Origin of the sequence: Aestuariirhabdus litorea, assembly GCF_003864255.1 — a bacterium.
Lineage (GTDB): Bacteria > Pseudomonadota > Gammaproteobacteria > Pseudomonadales > Aestuariirhabdaceae > Aestuariirhabdus > Aestuariirhabdus litorea.
Window position 1 is genome coordinate 2142142 of sequence record NZ_QWEZ01000001.1, and the last position, 22580, is coordinate 2164721.

General features: G+C 58.4%; 23 protein-coding genes and 1 other RNA gene. 4 read left to right on the top strand and 20 right to left on the bottom strand.

Going from position 1 to position 22580, the window contains the following annotated elements; all coding sequences use genetic code 11:
* Nucleotides 1-17 precede the first annotated feature (17 nt).
* The 13 genes from murC to rsmI all read right to left on the bottom strand — a co-directional run bounded on the left by murC (nt 18) and on the right by rsmI (nt 13909).
* Nucleotides 18-1469, bottom strand: a complete 1452-nt coding sequence (murC, locus tag D0544_RS09865) for a UDP-N-acetylmuramate--L-alanine ligase (RefSeq protein ID WP_207905817.1) — start codon at nt 1467-1469, stop codon at nt 18-20.
* Nucleotides 1462-2535 carry an undecaprenyldiphospho-muramoylpentapeptide beta-N-acetylglucosaminyltransferase gene (murG, locus tag D0544_RS09870; protein ID WP_125015772.1) on the bottom strand — a complete coding sequence of 358 codons (1074 nt, stop codon included), beginning with the start codon at nt 2533-2535 and terminating at the stop codon, nt 1462-1464. The genes murC and murG overlap by 8 nt, the downstream gene beginning before the upstream one ends.
* Nucleotides 2528-3694, bottom strand: a complete 1167-nt coding sequence (gene ftsW / locus D0544_RS09875; RefSeq protein WP_164880893.1) for a putative lipid II flippase FtsW — start codon at nt 3692-3694, stop codon at nt 2528-2530. The genes murG and ftsW overlap by 8 nt, the downstream gene beginning before the upstream one ends.
* Nucleotides 3687-5006, bottom strand: a complete 1320-nt coding sequence (gene murD, locus D0544_RS09880) for a UDP-N-acetylmuramoyl-L-alanine--D-glutamate ligase (protein ID WP_243647279.1) — start codon at nt 5004-5006, stop codon at nt 3687-3689. Before murD ends, ftsW begins: the two co-directional genes overlap by 8 nt.
* A gap of 34 nt (nt 5007-5040) precedes the next feature.
* A complete protein-coding gene (mraY, locus tag D0544_RS09885) occupies nt 5041-6123 on the bottom strand; it encodes a phospho-N-acetylmuramoyl-pentapeptide-transferase (RefSeq protein WP_125015775.1) in 1083 nt (360 codons plus the stop codon).
* Nucleotides 6123-7490, bottom strand: coding sequence for a UDP-N-acetylmuramoyl-tripeptide--D-alanyl-D-alanine ligase (locus tag D0544_RS09890; protein WP_125015776.1), 1368 nt, complete (start codon nt 7488-7490; stop codon nt 6123-6125). The genes mraY and D0544_RS09890 overlap by 1 nt, the downstream gene beginning before the upstream one ends.
* Nucleotides 7487-8998, bottom strand: coding sequence for a UDP-N-acetylmuramoyl-L-alanyl-D-glutamate--2,6-diaminopimelate ligase (locus D0544_RS09895; protein ID WP_125015777.1), 1512 nt, complete (start codon nt 8996-8998; stop codon nt 7487-7489). The genes D0544_RS09890 and D0544_RS09895 overlap by 4 nt, the downstream gene beginning before the upstream one ends.
* 2 nt (nt 8999-9000) lie before the next feature.
* Nucleotides 9001-10722 (bottom strand): peptidoglycan D,D-transpeptidase FtsI family protein, encoded by a 1722-nt coding sequence (locus D0544_RS09900; protein WP_243647280.1) that lies wholly within the window; start codon nt 10720-10722, stop codon nt 9001-9003.
* Nucleotides 10719-11012 (bottom strand): cell division protein FtsL, encoded by a 294-nt coding sequence (gene ftsL / locus D0544_RS09905; protein WP_207905818.1) that lies wholly within the window; start codon nt 11010-11012, stop codon nt 10719-10721. Before ftsL ends, D0544_RS09900 begins: the two co-directional genes overlap by 4 nt.
* 21 nt (nt 11013-11033) lie before the next feature.
* Nucleotides 11034-11954: a 16S rRNA (cytosine(1402)-N(4))-methyltransferase RsmH gene (gene rsmH / locus D0544_RS09910; protein WP_125015778.1), complete on the bottom strand. Its 921-nt coding sequence runs from the start codon at nt 11952-11954 to the stop codon at nt 11034-11036.
* Between the two features lies 1 nt (nt 11955).
* A complete protein-coding gene (gene mraZ / locus D0544_RS09915; RefSeq protein ID WP_125015779.1) occupies nt 11956-12414 on the bottom strand; it encodes a division/cell wall cluster transcriptional repressor MraZ in 459 nt (152 codons plus the stop codon).
* A gap of 285 nt (nt 12415-12699) precedes the next feature.
* An RNA gene (gene rnpB, locus D0544_RS09920) (RNase P RNA component class A) lies at nt 12700-13052 on the bottom strand.
* Nucleotides 13053-13060: 8 nt separating this feature from the next.
* Nucleotides 13061-13909 (bottom strand): 16S rRNA (cytidine(1402)-2'-O)-methyltransferase, encoded by an 849-nt coding sequence (rsmI, locus tag D0544_RS09925; protein WP_125015780.1) that lies wholly within the window; start codon nt 13907-13909, stop codon nt 13061-13063.
* A 132-nt stretch (nt 13910-14041) separates the two neighbouring features.
* Here rsmI and D0544_RS09930 point away from each other — a divergent pair, with 132 nt between their 5' ends.
* The 4 genes from D0544_RS09930 to D0544_RS09945 are packed head-to-tail and all read left to right on the top strand — an operon-like array spanning nt 14042 to nt 17451.
* The gene (locus tag D0544_RS09930) at nt 14042-15979 is read left to right on the top strand and encodes a penicillin-binding protein activator (RefSeq protein ID WP_125015781.1); all 1938 of its coding nucleotides are present in this window, start codon (nt 14042-14044) and stop codon (nt 15977-15979) included.
* A complete protein-coding gene (locus tag D0544_RS09935) occupies nt 15882-16259 on the top strand; it encodes a YraN family protein (protein ID WP_125015782.1) in 378 nt (125 codons plus the stop codon). Before D0544_RS09930 ends, D0544_RS09935 begins: the two co-directional genes overlap by 98 nt.
* 29 nt (nt 16260-16288) lie before the next feature.
* On the top strand, nt 16289-16885 hold the full coding sequence (locus D0544_RS09940) for a phosphoheptose isomerase (RefSeq protein ID WP_125015783.1): 597 nt from the start codon (nt 16289-16291) through the stop codon (nt 16883-16885).
* The gene (locus tag D0544_RS09945) at nt 16882-17451 is read left to right on the top strand and encodes a BON domain-containing protein (protein ID WP_125015784.1); all 570 of its coding nucleotides are present in this window, start codon (nt 16882-16884) and stop codon (nt 17449-17451) included. The genes D0544_RS09940 and D0544_RS09945 overlap by 4 nt, the downstream gene beginning before the upstream one ends.
* Nucleotides 17452-17542: 91 nt before the next feature.
* Here the strand turns inward: D0544_RS09945 and D0544_RS09950 are convergent, their stop codons facing one another.
* From D0544_RS09950 to rplM, 7 genes are all read right to left on the bottom strand, one after another.
* The gene (locus D0544_RS09950) at nt 17543-17953 is read right to left on the bottom strand and encodes a ClpXP protease specificity-enhancing factor (protein ID WP_424220781.1); all 411 of its coding nucleotides are present in this window, start codon (nt 17951-17953) and stop codon (nt 17543-17545) included.
* Between the two features lie 103 nt (nt 17954-18056).
* Complete coding sequence (locus tag D0544_RS09955; protein WP_125015785.1) at nt 18057-18686, bottom strand: glutathione S-transferase N-terminal domain-containing protein; 630 nt, start codon at nt 18684-18686, stop codon at nt 18057-18059.
* A gap of 87 nt (nt 18687-18773) precedes the next feature.
* On the bottom strand, nt 18774-19520 hold the full coding sequence (locus D0544_RS09960; protein ID WP_125015786.1) for a cytochrome c1: 747 nt from the start codon (nt 19518-19520) through the stop codon (nt 18774-18776).
* Entirely contained in the window at nt 19520-20731 is a 1212-nt protein-coding gene (locus D0544_RS09965; RefSeq protein ID WP_125015787.1) for a cytochrome b, read from the bottom strand. Before D0544_RS09965 ends, D0544_RS09960 begins: the two co-directional genes overlap by 1 nt.
* A complete protein-coding gene (petA, locus tag D0544_RS09970) occupies nt 20731-21324 on the bottom strand; it encodes a ubiquinol-cytochrome c reductase iron-sulfur subunit (RefSeq protein WP_125015788.1) in 594 nt (197 codons plus the stop codon). The genes D0544_RS09965 and petA overlap by 1 nt, the downstream gene beginning before the upstream one ends.
* Nucleotides 21325-21632: 308 nt before the next feature.
* Entirely contained in the window at nt 21633-22025 is a 393-nt protein-coding gene (gene rpsI, locus D0544_RS09975; RefSeq protein ID WP_125015789.1) for a 30S ribosomal protein S9, read from the bottom strand.
* Between the two features lie 15 nt (nt 22026-22040).
* Nucleotides 22041-22469, bottom strand: a complete 429-nt coding sequence (gene rplM, locus D0544_RS09980) for a 50S ribosomal protein L13 (RefSeq protein WP_125015790.1) — start codon at nt 22467-22469, stop codon at nt 22041-22043.
* Nucleotides 22470-22580 lie beyond the last annotated feature (111 nt).

A 22580-nucleotide genomic window follows, 5' to 3' on the forward strand; every position in this document is an offset into this window, starting at 1 on the left:
TATCCATAATCATCAACCTAGTTTTCATCCAGCCAGCTCAGCTTGCTGGATGAAAGTTCAACGGCCAAGCCACCGATATCACCAGCTCCCTGCGTCAACAGCAGGTCGTCGCCCTCAACCACATTCTTCAGCACCTCTTCCACGGATGCGCCACGCTGTACAAAGATCGGATCCACCTTACCGCGCTGGCGAATACTGCGGCACAGGCTGCGGCCATCGGCACCGGCTATCGGCTCCTCACCGGCGGGGTAGATATCCATTAACAGCAGCACATCCACCTCCGACAGCACCTCGACAAAATCGTCATACAGGTCACGGGTACGGGTAAAACGGTGGGGCTGGTACACCATTACCAGGCGCTTATCCGGCCAGCCGCTGCGGATGGCGCGGATGGTGGCTGCAACCTCACTGGGGTGATGGCCATAGTCATCCACCAGCATAATCTCGCCCCGCTGACTGCCGAAGTGGCCAAGAACCTGGAAGCGTCGGCCCACACCGGCGAAATTGGCCAGGCCGGTGCAGACATCCACCACCGAGATCCCTTCATCAAGCGCCACAGCGATGGTCGCCAGGGCATTCAAAACATTGTGTTGACCCGGCATCTGCAACTTGACTTCGAAGGACTCACCGCTGGAACGAACCGTCACACGGAAGGAGGTGGTTAAGCCCTGCTGGGAGATTTCGCTAGCGCGAATATCGGCATCCTCATCAATGCCATAGGTGATAACCGGTCGCTTTATATCGCTAAGAATTTCACGAATAACCGGATCATCTACACAGAGCACGGCCAGGCCATAAAAAGGCAGGTTATGCAGAAACTCAATAAAGGTGTGCTTGAGTTTGCTGAAGTCACCGTCGTAGGTGGACATATGGTCCGCCTCGATATTGGTCACTACCGCCACCATCGGTTGCAGGTGCAGGAAGGAGGCATCGCTTTCATCGGCCTCGGCCACCAGGTAACGGCTGCCACCCAGCTGGGCATTGGTACCGGCAGAGTTGAGGCGACCACCAATGACGAAGGTCGGATCCAGACCACCCTGGGCCAGTACAGAAGCAATCAGGCTGGTGGTGGTGGTCTTGCCGTGGGTACCGGCCACCGCAATACCATGGCGATAGCGCATCAGTTCGGCGAGCATGGCCGCACGGGGTACAACCGGAATACGTGACGCCTGAGCCGCCAACACTTCGGGGTTTTCGCTGGCAACCGCGCTGGAGGTAACCACCACATCGGCACCGGCAATATTGCCTTCATCGTGACCAATCAAAATATTCATGCCCAGCGAGGCGAGGCGCTCGGTAACCGCAGACTGACGGATATCAGAGCCCGAAATCTGGTAGCCCTGGTTAAGCAGCACTTCCGCGATACCACACATCCCCACACCACCGATCCCTACAAAATGGATCTGGCGAATACGACGCATCTCGGGAACCGCAAAAACAGGTACCGCTTTATTCAGTGAGTTAGGCATGCGCAACCTCCAGGCACTGGTGAGTAACGATACGGGTTGCGTCGACACGGGCAGCAGTGCTCGCCGCTGCCGCCATTCTTTTGAGCTGCTCCCGGTGGGATGCGAAATCAGTTAACAAGGCGGCCACTCTCTCTTTGGTCATTTCGTTCTGGGGTAGCAAAACGGCCGCCCCACGGTCGGATAGGTGTCGTGCATTGGCTGTCTGGTGATCGTCGACGGCGAAGGGAAAGGGGACCAGAATCGAGGGCAGTTGCGCACAGGCCAGCTCTGCAATGGTCAAGGCGCCAGCGCGACAGATCACCAGATCCGCCCAGCTGTAGGCGGCCGCCATATCCTCAATAAAGGGCTCTACCCGCGCCTCAAGATGGTTATCACGGTAGCTCGCCATGGACCGCTCGCAGTCCCTCTGCCCGGTCTGGTGCCAGACCTTAATCTTGCAACCGGGCTCAACCAGCTTCAGGGCTTCGGGCATCACCTGATTAATCGCCAGCGCCCCCAGGCTGCCCCCCACCACCAGCACCCTAAGTGATTCCTCCAGCGGCAGGTGCTCGAGCGAAGCGATATCCTGGCGCACCGGATTACCGGTACAGATGCGGTTATTGAGCCCGGTAAAGGTTCCTTCAAAGGCTTCGAGAGTGCGGCTTGAGATCTTCGATAACAGCCTGTTGCTCATTCCTGCCACCGCATTCTGCTCATGAATCACCAGCGGTATGCCAAGCAGTTTGGCGGCCATACCCGCCGGTGCCGTAACATATCCCCCCATCCCCAACACGCAATCGGGCTGGAAACGACGCAGTAGGGCGAGCGCTTGCCACAGTGCGCGTGCAACCATGAAAGGGGCCTTGAGCAACTGCAAAACCCCCTTACCGCGCACCCCTTTCATCTGCACGAGGTCGATCTCCAGCCCCTGCTGGGGTACCAGGCGGGCCTCCATGCTTCCCGGGGTACCCAGCCAGCGGACGTCAACTCCCCGCTGCATCAACTCGTTGGCCACCGCCATCGCAGGGAAGATATGCCCTCCGGTCCCACCGGCTGCAATCAGGATACGAGGCGACCGATCAAGCATGTTGCCCCCCTTCAGCCTGTTGGCGCTGGCGACGCTCGTAATCGATACGAAACAGCAGTCCAATAGCGACACAGCTGACCAGCAGGCTACTGCCGCCATAGCTAAGCATTGGCAGGGTCAGCCCCTTGGTGGGCAGCAATCCGGTATTCACCCCGATATTGATGAGTGTCTGCATGCCAAACAGCAAACCAATGCCATAAGCGGCGTAACCGCCGAAGTAGAGACCCTGCTTCTCCGCACGATAACCGATCAGCAAGGCACGCACACAGAGGGTGACCAGCAGCAGGGTAATCAGGGTCGCGCCCACCACCCCCAGCTCTTCGGCGGCCACCGCAAACACAAAATCGGTGTGGGCCTCGGGCAGGTAGAAAATTTTCTGGATACTGTTGCCCAGCCCGGCCCCCATCCACTCACCACGACCGAATGCGATCAGGGACTGGGTCAACTGGTAGCCGCTGTCGAACTGATGCTGCCAGGGGTCGATATAAGTGGTCAGGCGTTTGAGACGATAGCTCTGGGAAACCGCCAATACCGCCATGGCCCCACCACAGCCGAGAATCAGCATCAGGAACTGGTGTAAGCGAACGCCGGCCAGGAACATCATGCCCATTGCTGCGCTCAGTAGGACCACCACAGCACCGAAGTCGGGCTCCATCAATAGCAGCAATACGGCCAGGGCGATCACCAGCATGGGCTTAAGGAAGCCGCGCCATTGGCTACGCACCTCTTCACGACGGCGCACCAGATAGCCTGCCAGGTAGAGCACCAGCGCAAACTTGGCCACTTCTGAGGCCTGCAGGTTGACCACACCAAGGTTGATCCAGCGAACGCTGCCGTTGATCTCCCGGCCCACCACCAGCACCAGGCAGAGCAGAACAAAGGTGACCAGCAGGTGCAACATCCCCATGCGCTCCCAGACAGTCACCGGCACCATCAACGTGCAGGCCATCGCGATTAAACCGATCATCGCGTACAGCACCTGACGGCTTGCATAGTAGAAAGGGTTACCCAGGCGGCCATAGGCCACCTCCATGGAGGCCGAGGTGATCATCACCGTACCCAGCAGCACCAGCATCAGGGTCACCAGCAGCAGCAGTCGATCGAAAGACGCTGACTGGATTGCCGGCTTGATCAGGGTGGTTGCTGCCATATCAGCCATGCGCCACCTCCTGCACCCAGCGCACAAACTGGTCACCGCGATCTTCAAAACCGCTGAACATATCAAAGCTGGCGCAAGCGGGTGCCAACAACACGGCATCACCCGCTTCTGCAATTTCCCATGCACGCACCACGGCATGGCGAAGATCTTCGCAACGTTCAGTCACCTGCCCACGCAGCGACGCTTCCACGGCCGGCGCGTCACGACCGATCAAAAGGGAGGCCTTTACATAGTTTTGAACACTCGGCAGGAGGCCGGAAAAATCAGCGCCTTTGCCATCACCACCGGCAATCAGCACAATGCGTCCCTTCAGCGTTTGGCCAATGCCTTCGATGGCCGCTACCGCAGCGCCGACGTTGGTTGCCTTGCTGTCGTTAATGAACAGCACACCCGCACTTTCGGCCACCCACTGACAGCGGTGGGGCAACCCACTGAATTCACGAAGCACATCCAGCGCTGGTTCCAGAGGAAGGTGCAGGTTGTTGACAATCGCCAGCGCCGCCAGGGCATTGGCCTGGTTGTGACGCCCAAAAATCTTGAGCTCCGTAACCGGCAGCAGCAGGTTCGAGCCTTGCGCCAACCACTGCTGTCCATTCTCTTCCCGAATTCCGAACTGCCCGAGATCGGGCGAGCCGAGGCCAAAGCTGCCGATCCTCACCGCCGAACCCACCAGCGGGCTACTCAGCGGATCATCCCGGTTGATGACGGCACTGCGGCAACCGCGGAAAATACGATGCTTGGCGCGATGGTAATCGGCCAGCCCCTCATAACGATCCATATGGTCTTCGCTGACATTCAGCACTGTCGCCACTTCGGCCCCGACCTTATCGGTGGTCTCCAACTGAAAGCTGGAGAGTTCAAGCACAAAAATATCGGCATCGCTGTGCAGCAGGTCCAGAACAGGGGTGCCTATGTTGCCGCCTACGGCCACCTTTAGCCCGCAGGCCTGCAACATCTCACCCACCAGCGTGGTGACAGTGCTCTTGGCATTGGAGCCGGTAATGGCCACCAGCGGTTTGGTCACGGCGCGACAGAACAGCTCAATATCGCCAACCACCTCTACCCCTCGCTCGATCGCACTCGCCAGGGCGGGCTCCCGGAGCGAAACCCCGGGGCTGACCACCAGCAGGGTGGCGTCGTCGAACTGCCCCGGCTGGAAGGGCCCGGCGCTCACGCTGACCTCAGGGAACTGTTCGCGGAACGCATCCAGCTGCGGTGGTGTCGGCCTGCTATCAGCGACCCTAAACCCGAGCCCCATATCCGAAAAATAACGGGCACAGGCGATCCCGGTTTTTCCCAAACCGACAATCACTCTCTTTGTGTCCGTTGATATCAGCATGCTTTGCCTACCGCAGTTTCAGGGTGGCCAGTCCGACCAGGACCAGCATCAGTGTAATAATCCAGAAACGCACAATAACCCGTGGCTCCGGCCAGCCCTTGAGCTCGAAATGGTGATGCAGGGGCGCCATGCGGAAGATGCGACGTCCGGTCAATTTAAAGGAGGCTACCTGCAGGATGACCGATACCGTTTCCATCACGAACACGCCGCCCATAATGAACAGCACAATTTCCTGGCGAACGATCACGGCGACCACCCCCAGGGCAGCCCCCAGCGCCAGCGCCCCCACATCACCCATAAAGACCTGGGCCGGATAGGTGTTAAACCAAAGAAAACCCAGTCCCGCACCGGCCAGGGCCGCACAGAACACCATCAGTTCACCGGCACCGGCGATATAGGGAATGTGCAGGTACTCGGCAAAGCCGATGTTGCCGCTGGCGTAGGCAAAGATTCCCAGTGCCCCGCCAACCATGACCGTGGGCATAATGGCGAGGCCATCCAGGCCATCGGTCAGGTTAACGGCGTTGCTCGACCCCACGATCACGAAGTAGGTCAGCACAATAAAGAGTGGCCCAAGATCCAGGGCAATCTCCTTGAAGAAGGGAACGATCAACTGGACTTCAGCAGGGCCACTGGCGGTAACGTAGAGCACTACGGCCGCGCCCGCACCGGCAACCGACTGCCACAGGTACTTCCAGCGCGCCGGCAAACCGCGGGGGTTTTTCTCCACCACCTTACGGTAATCATCCACCCAGCCCACGGCACCAAACAGAAAGGTGACCGCCAGCACGATCCACACATAGTGGTTACTGAGGTTGGCCCACATCAGGGTACTGAGACCGAGGGCAACCAGAATCAGGGCTCCCCCCATGGTCGGGGTACCGGCTTTGCTCAAGTGGGTTTGGGGACCGTCGTCACGCACCGCTTGCCCGATCTGGTAATGGCGAAGGCGGTTGATCATCAGGGGCCCAAGCCATAAACAGATGGCTAACGCGGTCAGCACCCCCAGAATCGCGCGCAGGGTCAGGTACTGCACCACGTTAAATGCACTGTAGTATTGCGCCAGATACTCGCTGATCCATACCAGCATTAGTGAGCCCCCCCGGAGACTTCATTGCTCATTGCGGCCACCACCTCTTCCATCTTCGAGCTGCGAGATCCCTTGACCAGGAAGGTGACGCCGCTTGCCGCCCTCTTGGTCAGTGCCGAGATCAGCTCCTGCTTATCAAGGGTTGAGAACGCACCGGCACCAAATGCCCAGGCCGCTTCTGCACTCAGCGGCCCCACCGCATAGAGTGCATCGATCCCCTGCTGCCGGGCATAACTCCCCAACTGCCGGTGCGCCTCTATGGCTTCGCTCCCCAGCTCAGCCATATCCCCTACTACCAGTACCTTTTCACTCCGGTACTTACTCAACAAATCAATAGCGGCCCGAAACGATGCCGGGTTCGCGTTGTAGGTATCATCGATAATCCGGCAGCCACCCACGCCTTGCAGGGACACCCCTCGTCCGGCAACAGGACGGGCCGCTTCCAGGCCCGCAACCACCTGCTCGACTTCGGCACCGGCTGCGATTGCCAGGCCGGCCGCCGCCAACGCATTGGAAACATTGTGTTCACCGGCTAACCCCAGCGCCACCGGGTATTCTGCACCGCCGTAGCAGAGGTTGAAGGTACAGCTCTCGCTGTCTGCGTGGATATTGGCCGCGTGCAGGTCTGCCTCGTTACGCCGCACCGAGAAGCAGATGATTCGATGCTCACCGCACAGCCCCTGCCAATACTCGTAAAACGGATCATCCAGGTTCAGGACCGCAGTGCCATCACTGGTCAACCCTGAAATAATTTCCCCTTTAGCCTGGGCGATAGCGCGCAGGGAGCCAAAGCCTTCGATGTGCGCTGCCGAAACGTTATTGACCAGAACAGCATTTGGCTCGACCAGGGCAACGCTGTATTCGATTTCACCCACAGCACTGGCACCGAGCTCAATCACCGCATACCGGTGCTGGTCCTCAAGCTGGCTAAGGGTCAAGGGAGCGCCGAAGTCGTTATTGAGGTTGCCACGGGTCGCATGAACGGAACCCATCTGTGCGAAGATTGAAGCGCAGAGCTCCTTGACAGTGGTTTTGCCACAGCTACCGGTGATGGCAACCACTGGCCCCTTAAACTGGCGTCGTACCCACCGCCCAACCTGGCCCAAGGCGAGCCGGGTATCGGCCACCTGCAGCTGTGGCAGCAGGGTATTAACGGGCGTCCGCACAATAGCGGCGGCCGCGCCTGCCTCACGGGCTGCTTCTACAAAGTCGTGACCATCGAACGAGGGCCCTTCAATAGCCACAAACAGGGCACCGGGCTGCAGGGTACGGCTGTCGATACTGACGCTGGAGAAACCGACATCGTCACCAAAGAGTTCGGCATCCAGAACGGGCTGCAATTGACTCAGCAAAGGGTGACCTATCATGACTGTGCTCCTTGCCACTGCTGCAGAGCCAGCTCGACCTGCTGCTGGTCACTAAAGGGGTAACGCACGCCCTTGATCTCCTGATACGCCTCATGGCCTTTGCCCGCCACCACCACGATGTCCTGTGGCGACGCGGTGGAGACTGCTGCGGCAATCGCCGCGGCACGATCACCCATGCTCAGGGTACGGCTGCGTGCCGCTTCGTCCGCACCAAGCAGGACATCCGCAATAATCTGTTCAGGATCTTCAGAGCGAGGGTTGTCGCTGGTGACAATCACTGAACCGGCCCCCTTCAGGGCAGCCTTCAGCATCAGCGGACGCTTGCCCGGATCCCGATCGCCACCACAACCAAAGAGGCAGGTTACCCGCCCCTCACAGTGGGTCGCCACTGCCGCCAGTAGACTCTCCAGAGCATCCGGTGTATGCGCATAATCCACGATCACCAGCGGACGGCCTCCCCCGCCAAAACGCTGCATGCGTCCATCCACCGCTTTCAAGCTGTTAGCCGCCTGCAGCAGATCATTGAGGGGGTAGCCCTGTAGCCCGAGGGCGCCGATCACTGCAATCAGGTTGGCCAGGTTAAATGCCCCCAGCAGCGGTGTGTTGAGCTCCACCTCCCCCCAGGGGGTCACCAGTATGGCCCGGATACCCTCGGCCAGGAACTGCACATCACGCGGATAGATATCCGCTGTGCCTGGGCGCAGACTATAACCGAGCGCCTCAACCCCGTTCCTGAGCTGGGTTTTCATCAGCGAGGCGTAACGGTCATCTTCATTAATCACGGCGTATTTCAGGCTTGGAGTGGAGAACAGCATCGCTTTGGCGCGCGCATACTCCTCCATGCTGCCATGGTAATCAAGATGGTCCCGGGTCAGGTTGGTGAAAATGGCGGTGGTGAAGCCCACCCCGGAAGTCCGTCCCTGCTCGAGGCCGTGGGAGGAGGCTTCCATGGAGAGGTTCAACACCCCGGCATCCACCAGCTCGGCCATAAAACGGTGGGTGGTCACCAGGTCTGCGGTGGTATTCAGGCTAGACTGGAGGTTGCCAATAAAACCTAACCCCAGCGTCCCCATCACCCCGCAGCGAACACCAAGAGACTCCAGTATCTGAGCCAGGTAATGGGAGCAGGAAGTCTTGCCGTTGGTTCCGGTCACGCCGTAGATGTTCAGGGCGTGAGAGGGGTTACCGTAAAAGGCTGACACAATCGAGCCCGCTTGCTGCGCCAGCGAAGGCAGGCCAACAACTGCGACCTTGTTCCTCCACTCCAGGGTCGGCACCGCCTCTTCCGTTTGAGCAACCACTGCAACGGCGCCCGCCGCAATGGCATCATCGATAAACTGGCGGCCGTCCACCTGGGTACCCGCCAGCGCCATAAAAAGATCGCCATCAGCCACTTGCCGGCTATCGAGACAAATACCCGCCACACTCAGCTCAGTCAAAAGCCCAAGCTGGCGCTCGGGCAGATAGGTTGATAGCAGCTGGGAAAGCGGCTGGATTCGGGGAGTCATTATCATGTCCTCTTCACCGAGCCCTGCCGTTGTTTGGCAGTTATGGTTTTCACATCTGCAGGCGTTTCTCCCAGCAGGTGTAAGGTGCCAGCAACCACACTCGAGAACACCGGGGCAGCGACGGCCCCACCGTAGTAGTCGCCACTCTTGGGGTTATCAATCATCACCACGGTGACGATACGGGGTTGATCAGCTGGTGCCATACCGGCAAAAGTGGACATGTATTGGTCCTCTTCATAGCCGGCGCTGCTGACCTTATGTACGGTGCCGGTCTTTCCGGATACGCTGTACCCTTCTACCGCGGCCTGGGTGCCTGTACCTCCCGCCTCAACCACAGCGCTCAACATGCGGCGCACATCACGGGCTACCCGAGGAGAGATGACCTGTTCGGGTCTGGCTTCACGATTGCCATCCCGTAGCAGGGTCACTGGCTTTTTAACCCCGTCACGGGCCAGCACGCTGTAGGCCGAAGCCAGTTGAAGCGCCGTTACGGAAATGCCATAGCCATAGGATAAAGTGGCTGTTTCAGTCGGCCGCCAGCGCCCCCTGCTGGGCAGGCTACCGCTGCTTTCACCCGGAAACCCACTGCCGGACGCCTGCCCCAGGCCGAGCTGGTAAAACAGATCCCAAATTGGCTCAGCGCCGATGTCGAGGGCGATCTTGCTGGTTGCCACATTGCTCGACTTGGCCAACAGCGTGGTCATATCGACCACACCGTAGTTGCGGTGATCCTTCACTTGCAGATGAGGCCCAACCCGGAAGAGGCCGGGCGTGGTATCAATTTTGGAGCCTGTGCCATATCGCCCGGTTTCGAAGGCCGCGGCTAGCGTCAGGGGTTTTACGGTGGAACCGGGTTCGAACACATCGGTCATGGCCCTATTGCGCAGGCTGGCCACATTAATGCGCTTGCGGTTGTTCGGGTTGTAGGCGGGCTGGTTAACCATCGCCAACACCTCTCCCGACTCCACATCCATCACCACCATCGAGCCACCATCGGCATTATGCTGGCTAACGGCCGCTTTCAATTCGCGATAGGCCAGGTACTGAACTCGCATATCGATACTGAGCATCAGGTCTTTACCGGGGTCTGCACTGGCAACCAGCTCAGCGCTCTTGACCAACCGTCCGCGACGATCCTTTAGCATACGATATTTTCCGGGGCGCCCCTCCAGCCAGTCGTTATAGGAGAGCTCAAGCCCCTCCTGCCCGTTGCCATCCACATCGGTAAAGCCCACCAGATGGGCGGCCACTTCTCCCGAAGGGTAATAACGACGGTATTCGTCGATGGAGTAGATGCCGTCTATATCAAGGTCCAGTACCGCCTTACCCTGATCCGGGGTCAGGTGGCGTTTGAGGTAAACGAACTCCCTGGACTCATTGCCCAACATTCTTGCCTTGAGGTAGCGCTCTGAAAGGTTGAGCTTTTTGGAGAGTTCTGCCCAGGGCAGATCATCCGCTTTAACCTCCTGTGGGTTTACCCAGATGGAAACCACCGGAGTGCTCACGGCCAGCGCGCGGCCGTTGCGGTCAAAAATAATGCCGCGGGTGGCTGCAATCCGGGAGTAGCGAACAGTGCGCTTGTCACCCTCGTCCTGCAGGAACTGTCGGTCAACAACCTGAAGATCGACGATGCGCCACATCACTACCGCGGTGGCAATAGCCACCAGCGTCAGCACGAAGGCAAAACGTGCCGGATAGGGACCATGGCGTGCGGCTTTACTCACCGGACCACCATAACCATATCTTTGGGATGAGGAATATTCATATTCAGTTGTTTGCTGGCCAGTAGCTCTATTCGACTCGGTGTGGTCAGGGTGCTGTGCTGAAGAAGCAGCTGCCCCCACTGCACCTGGGACAGGTGTTTGTAGTTGGTTTCTTCCATTAGCTGGTTAAATGCCAGGCGGTTCAGGTGGGCGACATAGGTCACTGCAAACGCTGAGGCAGCAACGGCAACCAGCAAGGCCAGCACCAACAGGTGCTGCTTGCAGATCAATTGTTGCCACACGGTTTTCACCCCATCCCCCCCTTGGCTCGACTAGCCTATTTTTTCTGCAACTCGCATCACCGCGCTTCGTGCACGGGGATTTCTATTGACCTCTTCGGCACTGGCTTTGATCGCCTTTCCTACCGAGCGCAAACGTTTGTTCAGCTGATCCTCGCGAACCGGCAACCCCGGGGGCAACTCATCCCCCTTCACATGCTTGCGGATAAAGCGCTTAACGATCCGGTCCTCCAGCGAATGAAAGCTGATAACCACCAGGCGTCCGCCCGGCTTCAACAACTCCAGCGCCTTATCGAGAACAACCTCCAGATCCTTCAACTCCGAGTTGATGTAAATACGAATACCCTGAAAGGCCCGGGTGGCGGGATTCTTGCCCTTTTCCCAGCGCGGGTTGGCCTCCGCCACAATACGCGCCAGCTGCGCGGTTCGGGTGATCGGCGATGAGGATCGAGCCTCAACGATCGCCCGCGCCATCCGCCGTGCAAATCGCTCCTCTCCGTAGGTTTTCAGCACCCAGGCGATATCCTCTTCCGAAGCCCGGGCAATCCACTCGGCGGCGCTCTCCCCACGCTCGGAATCCATTCGCATATCCAGCGGGCCGTCGTTAAGAAAGCTGAACCCCCGCTCCGGGTCATCGAGCTGGGGTGAAGAGACTCCCAGATCCAGCAGGATACCGTCGAGCGGACCACCCACCAGGCTGTCAATCTCGGCAAAGGAGCCTCGCTGGATGGAGAAACGGGCATCCGCCTCTGCCAGCTCAACCGCCGTTGCATAGGCTCGGGGGTCCTTATCAATAGCAACCAGCGATCCGGCCTCATCCAGCGAGGAGAGAATCAGCCGCGAGTGACCTCCGCGACCAAAGGTGCCATCCACGTAGCGTCCCGAGGGGCTAAGAATCAGTGACGACACTGCTTCGGTCAGCAGGACGGTTTCATGTTGATCATGGTTCGTCATTTTATAGTGACAGAGAACTCAGCTCTGCCGGCACCTCTTCGTCGCCATTGCCCAGCGCCAGGTCCTCGCTCAAACGGTCGGCCCAGCGCTCCTCACTCCATAACTCGAACTTCTTGCCCTGCCCCACCAGAATGCAGCGCTTATCCAGGCCCGCGTGCTCGCGCAACAGGGGCGGCACCAGGATCCGGCTACTGGAATCCATCTCAACGTCGGTCGCATGACCGATCAGCAGTCGCTGGATGCGACGCGTCAAGGGGTTAAAGCTGGGGAGCGCTTCGATCTTGGTCTGGATCTCTTCCCATTCAGCCAAGGGGTAGATCAGCAGGCAGGGCTGGTCGGTATCGATGGTCGCTACCAGGCAGCCATCATCGTGCGCAAGCAGTCGCTCGCGATACTTTGTCGGTATCGCAAGACGCCCCTTGGCATCGAGATTGATGGCGCTAGCTCCCCTGAACCTCACAACTCCCCCTTTTACCCACTTTTACCCACTTTATGCCACTTTGAGACACTATAGGAATGCCGGGGGGGACAGTCAACAGGCCGGATCGCAAAATTAGCTTTAAAATCAGGGCGATATGGCCAGTTTTGTCATCCCGTGAGGGTTTAGCGGGAAGCGCCTGAGGGATTTGTTTTTGCAATACAAGCAGATAAACCACCAACTTAAAGTGATTTATCAGGAGTAAGATTATTTTGGTCTATCCAGGGGATTTGTAGTACGCGTCTCATTCCTGCGAGACGGGGGGAGAATGTGAGTCAGCCGATAAGCCGGGTTCTGTCTTGGACAGTCATTCATCTAGGGTGTACATCACTGCACACCTCAAGCAACCTACCCGAATCCAGTGCGGGTACACACCTATAGGATTCCTATTTGGTCTTGCTCCAGACGGGGTTTACCATGCCATGACGTGTTACCACGCATGCGGTGCGCTCTTACCGCACCCTTTCACCCTTACCGGCAGAAAAATCTGCTTAGGCGGTCTACTCTCTGCTGCACTTTCCGTAGGCTTGCGCCCCCCAGGCGTTACCTGGCGTCTTACCCTATGGAGCCCGGACTTTCCTCCCCAACCTGATGGCTGCGGCGACTGCCTGGCTGACTCAGGGCTAGACTAACCGCCTTTCAACTGCAGGGCAAGCTGGTAGAGCGCCTTTTTCCGCACCCCGCTGATGCGCGAGGCCAGTGCACTGGCCTGCTTGAGGGGCAACTCCTCGAGCAGTATTTCCAGCATCCGCCGGGTCTCGGGATCGACCTCATCCTGCCCGCTTTGCGCAGGCGCTCCCCGCACCAGAACCACGAACTCACCGCGCTGCTGGTTGCTGTCGCCACGCATCCATTCCAGCACCTCGGCGACCGGCCCTCCCTGAATGGTCTCAAAGGTTTTGCTGATCTCCCGCGCCACCACCAGCTCCCGGTCATCCCCCAGCAGTTCGACCAGATCCTCCATACAATCGAGAATACGGTGGGTCGACTCGTAAAAGATCCAGGTGGCCTCAGCGCTCGCCAACTGTTCGATCCGCTGCCGCCGGGCACCGCGCTTGGCAGGCAGAAATCCCTCGAACTGGAAGCGGTCCGAAGGCAGCCCCGCTACCGACAACGCAGCGATCATCGCACTGGCACCTGGCACAGGCACCACCCGGATCCCCCGCTGGCGGGCTTCGCTCACCAGGTGGTAGCCCGGATCGGAGATCAGGGGCGTGCCCGCATCGGAGATCAACGCCACGCTCTCACCGGCCGCGATCCGATCCAGCAGACGGCCACTGCGCTCGCGCTCGTTATGGTCGTGATACGCGAGCATGGGGGTGGAGACCCCCAGATGGTCGAGCAGGCGCGCGCTGTGGCGCGTATCCTCGGCGGCAATCAGGTCCACCTCCCCCAAAACACGAATCGCCCGCGCCGAAATATCCTCCAGGTTACCGATCGGTGTTGCCACCACATATAGAGTTGCACCGCTTTCCATCAAGATTGGACTCCGCCCACAGAAGAAGACCTAGTATATAGGAAATCAAACAGCGTCTCGGTTAGAATGAACCTTCGCGCGGAGATCACCGATCCGCACCACCGCTTTCCTTAAGACCATTGCCGATCGCCCATGAGCCCGTCAGTACGACTTCCCATTCTGCTTTTGCTCAGCGCCCTGCTTGCTGCTTGCGCCAGCAGCCCCGACTACCCCAAGGTCCCCCCCCTTCCCGGCCAGGACCTGAACCAGATCCAGGCGCTGCTCAACCGGGCGGAGGAAGCAGCCCCCGAAGAGAGTGCGCGGCTGCGCATGGACGCAGCTCGCCTGATGATCGCCGAGCAGCGCCTTGACGAGGCCCGCACCCTGGCGGCAAGCCTGTTTCCCCACCAGCTGAACAATGAGAACAAAGCCCGCTATGCCTTGCTGCAGGCGGAGCTCTCCCTTGGGCGCAACAACGTACTCGCCTTCACCTGGCTGGACCACCCCTACCTGCTCGCCGCCGAGGAGAGCGATATCCGGGTGAGCGCATCGGCCCTGCGAGCGCGCGCACTGCATCTCACCGGCAACTCCGCCGCCGCAATTGATGAGCTGATGCTGGCACTGGAACTGGTCAGTGCCGACCAGCGAGCGGCGATCGAGCAGCAGCTGTGGAGCACTCTTCTGGAGATGGACCTGGCAGAGCTGCAACAAAGCCGGGATTACCACAACCAACCCTACCTTACCGCCTGGATTGAGCTGGCCGAGATCCTCAAAAAGCCCGCCAGCCTGGCCAGCCAGCTGGAGCGCATCAACCAGTGGGCCAGCAGCTGGCCCACCCACAGCGGCCAGGAGATGCTGGTCGAGATCGAACAGATCATCAGGGAAAGCGCCGCCAACCAGCCCAAGCACATTGCCCTGCTCCTGCCCCAAAGCGGTAACCTGCAGGCCGCCGGTGACGCTATCCGTGACGGTTTTATGGCCGCCTACTACAGCGCCGCCGAGACAGGGGCTGAGCTTCCAACCCTCAGCATCTATGACAGCGAACAAAGCACAGTCACTCAGCTGATCAACCAGGCAATCAACGACGGCGTTGAGATGCTCATCGGGCCATTGCGCAAAGGTCAGGTCGATGAGCTGGCCGCACAACCCCTGCTCCCCCTGCCGACTCTCAGCCTCAACTACAGCTCCGACCCCCAGGTCGCCAGCGAAGGGCTATTCCAGTTCGGCCTGGCAGCCGAGGACGAAGCACGCCAGGCCGCCCGCCGCGGCCGCCAGGAGGGCTTTGATCGCGCGCTGGTACTGACCCCCAAAACTCCCCGCGGAACCCGAATAGCAGACGCCTTTGCGCAGGAGTGGGTCAGCCACGGCGGCGCCCTGGTAGACCAGCGCCAATTTACCGGTGAGAACGATTACCGCCAGGTTGTGGGCTCTCTGCTGGGTATCGACCAGAGCCGGGGACGCGCTCGCCGGCTGGCCAACCTGATTGGCGAGTCTCCCGTGTTCGAGCCCAGGCGGCGCCAGGATGTCGATATGGCGTTTATCGCCGCCTCCGCTGAGCAGGGCCGAATTCTCAAACCCACCTTTGCCTTTCAATACGCTAGCCAGCTCCCCGTTTTCAGCACCTCGAGTATCTATACCGGGCAAACGGATGCTGCCAGGGACAAAGACCTGGACGAGATCAAATTTACCAGTTACAGCTGGCTACTGGCCGATAGCCACCCACTCATGAAGAGGATTCGGGCGCAGTGGGCACAGGCGAACGGCAATTACGGCAGGCTGTATGCCTTGGGCGCCGATGCCTTCCTCCTCTACCCCCGCGTGCGCCAGATGAGCAGGATCGAGGGAATTGAGCTGGACGGCGCCACAGGCACCCTCCGCATGAGCCCGCAACAACGGATCGTGCGGGAATTGGGCTGGTATCAGTTCAAAAATGGACGGCCAGTGCACCTTGAGGAGCTGCCTCCCCTGGCGGCACCGGTCACGGAGAGCATGGATGCGATGGATACTGAAACAGAAGTTCAACCGGGGACAGTTGGCGGAGAACCAGGCTCTGAGCTTTCTCCAGCGCCAGGGTTTGCACCTGTTAACTAGAAACTACGCATGGCGCGGCGGCGAACTGGACCTGGTGATGGAGACCGAAGGCACCATCGTATTTGTTGAGGTCCGCCAGCGCACCAGCGCATGCTACGGCACTGCCCAGGAGAGCCTCAGCAGCCATAAGCGCCAGCGCCTGATCCAGTGCGCGCAGCACTACTTGCAGACGCAACAGCTTTGCCACAAACCGTGCCGCTTTGATGTACTGGCCGCCAACGGCAAGCCCAGGTCCGGTCAGTTCGACTTTGACTGGATCCAAAATGCCATTACCCTGTAACAACCGCCTTACCGCGATAAAGGTTCACAATGAGTATTCAGGATCGTATTACAACTCACTTTTCAGACAGCATCGATGTAACCATTCAATGCGCTGAAACACTGCCACCCCTGTTAGCCGACGCGGGCGAAATGATGGTGCAGTGCCTGTTGAACGAAGGTAAGATCCTCAGCTGCGGAAATGGCGGCTCCGCATCCCACGCACAGCATTTCGCCTCACTACTGCTCAACCGCTTTGATCGTGAGCGTCCAGCCCTGCCAGCCATTGCCCTGACCGCCGACTGCATCACCCTCACTGCCATCTCCAATGATTACAGCTACCACGACGTTTTCTCTAAACAGGTGAGGGCTTTGGCCCACCCCGCCGATGTGCTGCTGGTGATCAGTACCAGCGGGAACTCCGCCAGTGTTGTACAGTCCATACAGGCAGCACACGACCGCCAGATCCCGGTCATTGCCCTGACCGGGCGAGATGGAGGCAACGTGGCGTCGTTACTTGGGCCTGAGGATATCGAAATTCGTGTCCCCTCCTTCGACCCCTCCCGCATCCACGAAGTACACATGATGGTCATTCACTGCTTTTGCGACCTCATAGACGAATACCTGTTTGGAGAGATGATGCAATGAAGTACCTGCTCACAATAACGATTCTGGGCAGCCTGTTACTCTCGGGCTGCGCTTCCACCATCAGTGCGATCCGTGACGAGCCGATCCAGCAGGACCCGGGAAAGCGAACCACCGGCCGCCTGGTGAGCGACGAGACCATAGAGACCATCGCACTGGTGAATATCGATAAAGCGGACCCTGGCTTTAAACAGACCCGGATATCCGTAGTCAGCTTCGACGGCACCGTACTTATCGTCGGGCAAGTACCTAACGAGCGTCTAAAAGGGATAGCCGGGGATACCGTGCGTAATGTGCGGGACGTCAAGCAGGTGTACAACGAACTGGAAATCTCCGGACCGATCAGCCTGGTGGCCGCCACCAGCGACAACTGGCTCACCACCAAAGTGAAAGCCAAGATGCTGGGTGATGAGTCGGTGCCATCGAGTCGCATCAAGGTAGTCACGGAAAACGGTACCGTCTTCCTGATGGGACGGGTCACCAATGCCGAGGCCAACCGGGCTGTGGAGCTGGTACGAACCACCTACGGCGTGCAACGCATCGTAAAGGTGTTTAATTACATCAATTGATGCTCCACGCTGCCCCTTCGCAGGAAACGCCCACAAAAAAGGGAGGCTTTGGCCTCCCTTTTTTATTCCCGCTACAGAGCCGCAGCAGCAACTACTTCACCACTTTCAGGCTCGGTCGACCAGAAGGCTTGCCTGGCTGTTTGTCGGGGCCCTTGTTACCGCTTTCGCGCGGATCCGGTTCGGGGTCATCCTCCACCTCAAACACCATGCCCTGCCCGTTCTCCCGGGCATAGATCGCCATCACCGCGCTTACCGGAATGTAGATGTGCATCGGTCGCCCCCCAAAGCGCCCATTGAACTCCACCTCCTCGTTGGTCATCAGCAGTTCCCGCACCGCGGTCGGAGACACATTAAGCACTATCTGGCCATCATTAACGAACTCCTGGGGCACCAGTACCCCCTCCGGCTGGGCATTCACCAACAGGTACGGGGTGCACTCATTATCCACAATCCACTCATAGAGCGCCCTCAGCATATAGGGGCGACTCGGACTCATCGACATACTTCACTCCAACATTTCCACCACGGGAGGACTCTCAATCCCGCACCAATAAAAAAGGGGAAGTTTAGCTCCCCCTCTCTTATAGCCCAGATCGCGCCTGAAATCAGAGACGCATCTCGCGTTCTACCTCGGACAGGCTCTCCTTGAAGGACTCACGCTCAAACAAACGCTCAGCATAGTCCAGCAACGCCTTGGCCTGCTTCGGCATTTCGATACCCAGGTCGGTGAGGCGCCACAGGATAGGAGCCACACAGCAATCCACCAGGGTGAACTCGTCACTCATGAAGAAGGGCTTTTCCTCAAACAGAGGGGCAATGCCAACCAGGCTGTCGCGCAGCTCCTTGCGAGCCTTGTTAACGGCCGCTTCACGGGACTTGGGGTCCAGGATGGTGGCGATCAGCTCGCTCCAGTCCTTATCAATGCGGTGAATCAGCAGGCGGCTCTGGGCCCGGGCAACCGGGTAGACCGGCAGCAGCGGAGGATGCGGGAAGCGCTCATCGAGGTACTCCATCATCACATTGGGCTCGTACAGCACCAGGTCACGATCAACGAGGGTAGGCAGGGAGTTGTAGGGATTCAGCTCTGCGACCTCTTCAGGCACGTTTTCCGGATCGATGTCCTGCACATCAACAGTGACACCCTTCTCGGCGAGCACGATTCTGACACGGTGGCTCAGGTGGCCGGCCGCATCAGAGAAAAAGATCATTGAAGAACGCTTGGCAACTACGCCCATTGTTACCCCCAAAATGTGGAGTCAAAAAACACAAAAACGCGCGCAGCCGATTGCTCAGCCGCGCGCCCATTTAAAGTACCGATCCGATCAGTGAACGTCTTTCCAGTACTCTTTCTTCAGCAGGTAAGCAGGTACCAGCAGTACCAGCAGGAACAGCAGTACCCACATACCGATGCGCTGACGCTCCAGCTGCATAGGCTCGGCGGCGTACACCAGGTAGTTAACCAAGTTGTAAACGGCCTGGTCATACTCCGCAGGTGTCATGATACCTTTTTTCACCAGATCAAAGCCGCACAGCTTATCACCGGTCAAGTTATCCCGCTCCTGGCTGCTGTCGCCTGCACAGTTATCCACTTGCAGACCCTGCAGTTCGGCCAACACATGGGGCATACCCACATCGGGGAACACCTTGTTGTTAACGCCCCAGGGACGCTTGGGATCCACGTAGAAGGTACGCAGGTATGTGTAGAGCCAGTCGGCACCTCGAACACGAGCCACCAGGGTCAGATCGGGCGGAGCCGCACCGAACCAGCGCTTGGCCTCTTCGGCATCCATGGAGTTGCCCATGAGGTCACCGATCTTGGAGCCATCGAATACGATGTTTTCCCTCATCAGGTCATGGGGAATGCCCAGGTCATCAGCCACTCGCTCATAGCGCTGGAACTTGGTCGAATGACAGCCGGCGCAGAAGTTAGTGTAGGTCTTGAGACCATCCTGCAGCGATGCCTGATCCGCCACGTTGGCTTCAAAATGATCCAGCGGATAGCCCGACTCTGCGGCAAAAACAGAAACAGGCAATACCGCAAACAATAATGCAATCAGTTGCTTTTTCATTAGCCTGTCACCCTCTCTGGTACGGGTTTGGTTTTTTCCATTCTGGTGTAGAACGGCATCAACAAGAAGAACGCAAAGTACACCACGGTACAGATCTGAGAGTACAGAGTACGCTCAGCTGTCGCAGGCATCGCGCCCAACCAACCCAGCCACACAAAGGAGATGGCGAACAGCACCAAAGCAATCTTGCTCAGGACACCCTTGTAGCGCATCGATTTGACCGGGCTACGGTCGAGCCAGGGCAGAACAAACAGCACCGCAATAGCCGCGCCCATGGCGATGACACCCAGCAGCTTATCAGGAACCGCACGCAGGATGGCGTAGAACGGAGTGAAGTACCACACCGGCGCAATGTGCGCAGGGGTCTTCAGGTTATCCGCCTGCTCGAAGTTGGCGTACTCGATGAAGTATCCACCCATTTCAGGGAAGAAGAACACTACCGTACAGAATACGAAGAGGAATACCACCACACCCACGATATCTTTCACGGTGTAGTAAGGGTGGAAAGGAATACCGTCTTTCGGAATACCGTTCTCATCCTTGTTCTTCTTGATCTCGATACCATCGGGGTTGTTGGAACCCACTTCGTGCAGGGCAATGATGTGCATGACCACCAGCGCCAGCAGGACGATGGGAAGCGCCACCACGTGCAGGGCGAAGAAGCGGTTCAGGGTGATGCCGGAGATCAGGAAGTCACCACGGATCCACTGCTGCAGGTCGGGACCGATCACCGGAATCGCACCGAACAGGGAGATGATGACCTGGGCACCCCAGTAAGACATCTGCCCCCAGGGCAACAGGTAGCCCATGAAGGCTTCAGCCATCAGCGCCAGGTAGATCGCCATACCGAAGATCCACACCAGCTCGCGGGGCGCACGGTAGGATCCGTACAACAAACCGCGGAACATGTGCATGTAGACCACCACGAAGAACATGGAGGCGCCTGTGGAGTGCAGATAGCGCAGAATCCATCCGTACTCGACATCACGCATGATGTACTCGACAGAGGCAAACGCCTCCTCGGCGCTGGGCACGTAGCTCATGGTGAGCCAGATACCGGTCAGCAGCTGGTTAACCAGCACCAGCAGTGCCAGCGAACCGAAGAAATACCAGAAATTGAAGTTTTTGGGAGCGTAGTACTTGCTCAGATGCTCTTCCCACATTTTGGTGGCGGGAAAACGCGCATCAACCCATGCCATAAAGTCTTTCATTACGCATTCTCCTCGTCGACGCCGATGATGAGGGTTTTGTCATCGATATAGGAGTACGGAGGCACCGGCAGATTGGTCGGCGCAGGGACCCCCTGGTGCACACGGCCCGCCAGGTCAAACTTGGAGCCGTGGCATGGGCAGTGGTACCCCCCCTGCCAGTTGGCCTCAAAATCCATGGGCTTTACTTCAGGGAACAGCTTGGGCGAGCAACCCAGGTGGGTACAAAGGCCGACCATCACCAATACTTCCGCCTTACGGGAACGGTATTCGTTCTTGGCGTATTCAGGCTGTTCAGACTCATCGGAAGCGGGGTCGCGCAGGTAATCGTTCTGCCCGGGCAGACCGTCCAGCATCTCCTGGCTACGGCGCAGGACGAACACTGGCTTACCACGCCACGCAGCAACGATCTGCTGACCTGGCTCTACCTTATCGATTTTCACCCTCACCGGCGCGCCAGCAGCCTTGGCTTTGGCACTGGGATTCCAGGAGGCAACAAAAGGGACTGCTGCGCCGACCGCGCCGACAGCACCCACCGCAGAGGTGGCTCCTATCAGCAGGCGACGACGACCCTTATCTACGCCGTCATTACTCATTAATCTTATCTCCCCATAAGAGCAAGTTTACTGTCCACCCTGTGACATCAGGCGGGCAATGTGAATCCTGTTGTATTGCTTTGGGACCCGCAAAATAAATCCTGCGAATGGTAAAGAAAACCGCCCCAGCAAGCAAGTACGGCCCCTGCCAGCGAGCTGACCCAGATCAAAGCGGGCAGCCCTGTGCAGCGGGGCGCTCTCCATCCATCCCTTCGGCGATCCATCGCCAGAAAAAAAAACGCCCTTTGAAACAAAGGGCGTTTTTGATACCAATTCGCAGAACCGCAGCCCTGCGGGGCAGGCAACCCTTAACGCTTGGAGAACTGAGGACGCTTACGCGCTTTGCGCAGACCGACCTTCTTACGCTCAACCTCACGAGCATCACGGGTAACAAACCCAGCCTTACGCAGCGAAGGACGAAGCTCCTCGTCGTACTGCATCAGGGCACGGGTAATGCCGTGGCGGATCGCACCGGCCTGACCAAAGCCACCGCCGCCAGCGACAGTTACCTTGATGTCAAACTTGTCGGTCAGTTCAACCAGCTCAAGCGGCTGACGAACGATCATGCGAGCGGTTTCGCGACCGAAGTACTCGTCCAGAGGGCGACCGTTAACAACGATTGCGCCAGAGCCAGACTTGATAAACACACGAGCGGTCGAGGTTTTACGACGACCAGTTCCATAGTATTGAGTGGTAGACATTGCAATCGCTTCCCGTTAGATATCCAGAGCCTGGGGTTGTTGAGCGGCATGGGGATGCTCGGCACCCGCATAGACCTTCAGCTTGGCGTGCATGGCACGACCCAGCGGACCCTTGGGCAACATGCCCTTGACGGCCTTCTCGATGATACGCTCGGGAGCGTGATCAACCAGCTCATTGAAGTTCATGCTACGCAGACCACCCGGGTAACCGGTGTGACGGTAGTACATCTTGTTCTGCGCCTTGTTACCGGTTACACGAACCTTCTCGGCATTGACAACGATGATGTAGTCACCGGTATCGACGTGAGGGGTATACTCAGCCTTGTGCTTTCCGCGCAGACGATGCGCGATTTCGGTTGAAAGACGACCCAGGGTCTTGCCGGTCGCATCTACAACGAACCAGTCACGCTTAACTGTTTCTGGCTTTGCAGTAAAAGTATTCATCAATTAAAACCTGCCTCAAATGACCAGCCTACTGGCCAGCATCATAATTAAAGACTAACCCGAGCCGACTCCCCTTAAGGGCGTCCGGTGACGGATTCACTGTCTTAGGGC

Excerpts from the sequence above, each read along its gene's own strand:
- murC (WP_207905817.1), bottom strand. The coding sequence starts at position 1,469 with ATGCCTAACTCACTGAATAAAGCGGTACCTGTTTTTGCGGTTCCCGAG.
- murG (WP_125015772.1), bottom strand. The coding sequence starts at position 2,535 with ATGCTTGATCGGTCGCCTCGTATCCTGATTGCAGCCGGTGGGACCGGA.
- ftsW (WP_164880893.1), bottom strand. The coding sequence starts at position 3,694 with ATGGCTGATATGGCAGCAACCACCCTGATCAAGCCGGCAATCCAGTCA.
- mraY (WP_125015775.1), bottom strand. The coding sequence starts at position 6,123 with ATGCTGGTATGGATCAGCGAGTATCTGGCGCAATACTACAGTGCATTT.
- D0544_RS09890 (WP_125015776.1), bottom strand. The coding sequence starts at position 7,490 with ATGATAGGTCACCCTTTGCTGAGTCAATTGCAGCCCGTTCTGGATGCC.
- D0544_RS09895 (WP_125015777.1), bottom strand. The coding sequence starts at position 8,998 with ATGACTCCCCGAATCCAGCCGCTTTCCCAGCTGCTATCAACCTATCTG.
- rsmH (WP_125015778.1), bottom strand. The coding sequence starts at position 11,954 with ATGACGAACCATGATCAACATGAAACCGTCCTGCTGACCGAAGCAGTG.
- rsmI (WP_125015780.1), bottom strand. The coding sequence starts at position 13,909 with ATGGAAAGCGGTGCAACTCTATATGTGGTGGCAACACCGATCGGTAAC.
- D0544_RS09930 (WP_125015781.1), top strand. The coding sequence starts at position 14,042 with ATGAGCCCGTCAGTACGACTTCCCATTCTGCTTTTGCTCAGCGCCCTG.
- D0544_RS09935 (WP_125015782.1), top strand. The coding sequence starts at position 15,882 with ATGCGATGGATACTGAAACAGAAGTTCAACCGGGGACAGTTGGCGGAG.
- D0544_RS09940 (WP_125015783.1), top strand. The coding sequence starts at position 16,289 with ATGAGTATTCAGGATCGTATTACAACTCACTTTTCAGACAGCATCGAT.
- D0544_RS09945 (WP_125015784.1), top strand. The coding sequence starts at position 16,882 with ATGAAGTACCTGCTCACAATAACGATTCTGGGCAGCCTGTTACTCTCG.
- D0544_RS09950 (WP_424220781.1), bottom strand. The coding sequence starts at position 17,953 with ATGTCGATGAGTCCGAGTCGCCCCTATATGCTGAGGGCGCTCTATGAG.
- D0544_RS09955 (WP_125015785.1), bottom strand. The coding sequence starts at position 18,686 with ATGGGCGTAGTTGCCAAGCGTTCTTCAATGATCTTTTTCTCTGATGCG.
- D0544_RS09960 (WP_125015786.1), bottom strand. The coding sequence starts at position 19,520 with ATGAAAAAGCAACTGATTGCATTATTGTTTGCGGTATTGCCTGTTTCT.
- D0544_RS09965 (WP_125015787.1), bottom strand. The coding sequence starts at position 20,731 with ATGAAAGACTTTATGGCATGGGTTGATGCGCGTTTTCCCGCCACCAAA.
- petA (WP_125015788.1), bottom strand. The coding sequence starts at position 21,324 with ATGAGTAATGACGGCGTAGATAAGGGTCGTCGTCGCCTGCTGATAGGA.
- rpsI (WP_125015789.1), bottom strand. The coding sequence starts at position 22,025 with ATGTCTACCACTCAATACTATGGAACTGGTCGTCGTAAAACCTCGACC.
- rplM (WP_125015790.1), bottom strand. The coding sequence starts at position 22,469 with ATGAATACTTTTACTGCAAAGCCAGAAACAGTTAAGCGTGACTGGTTC.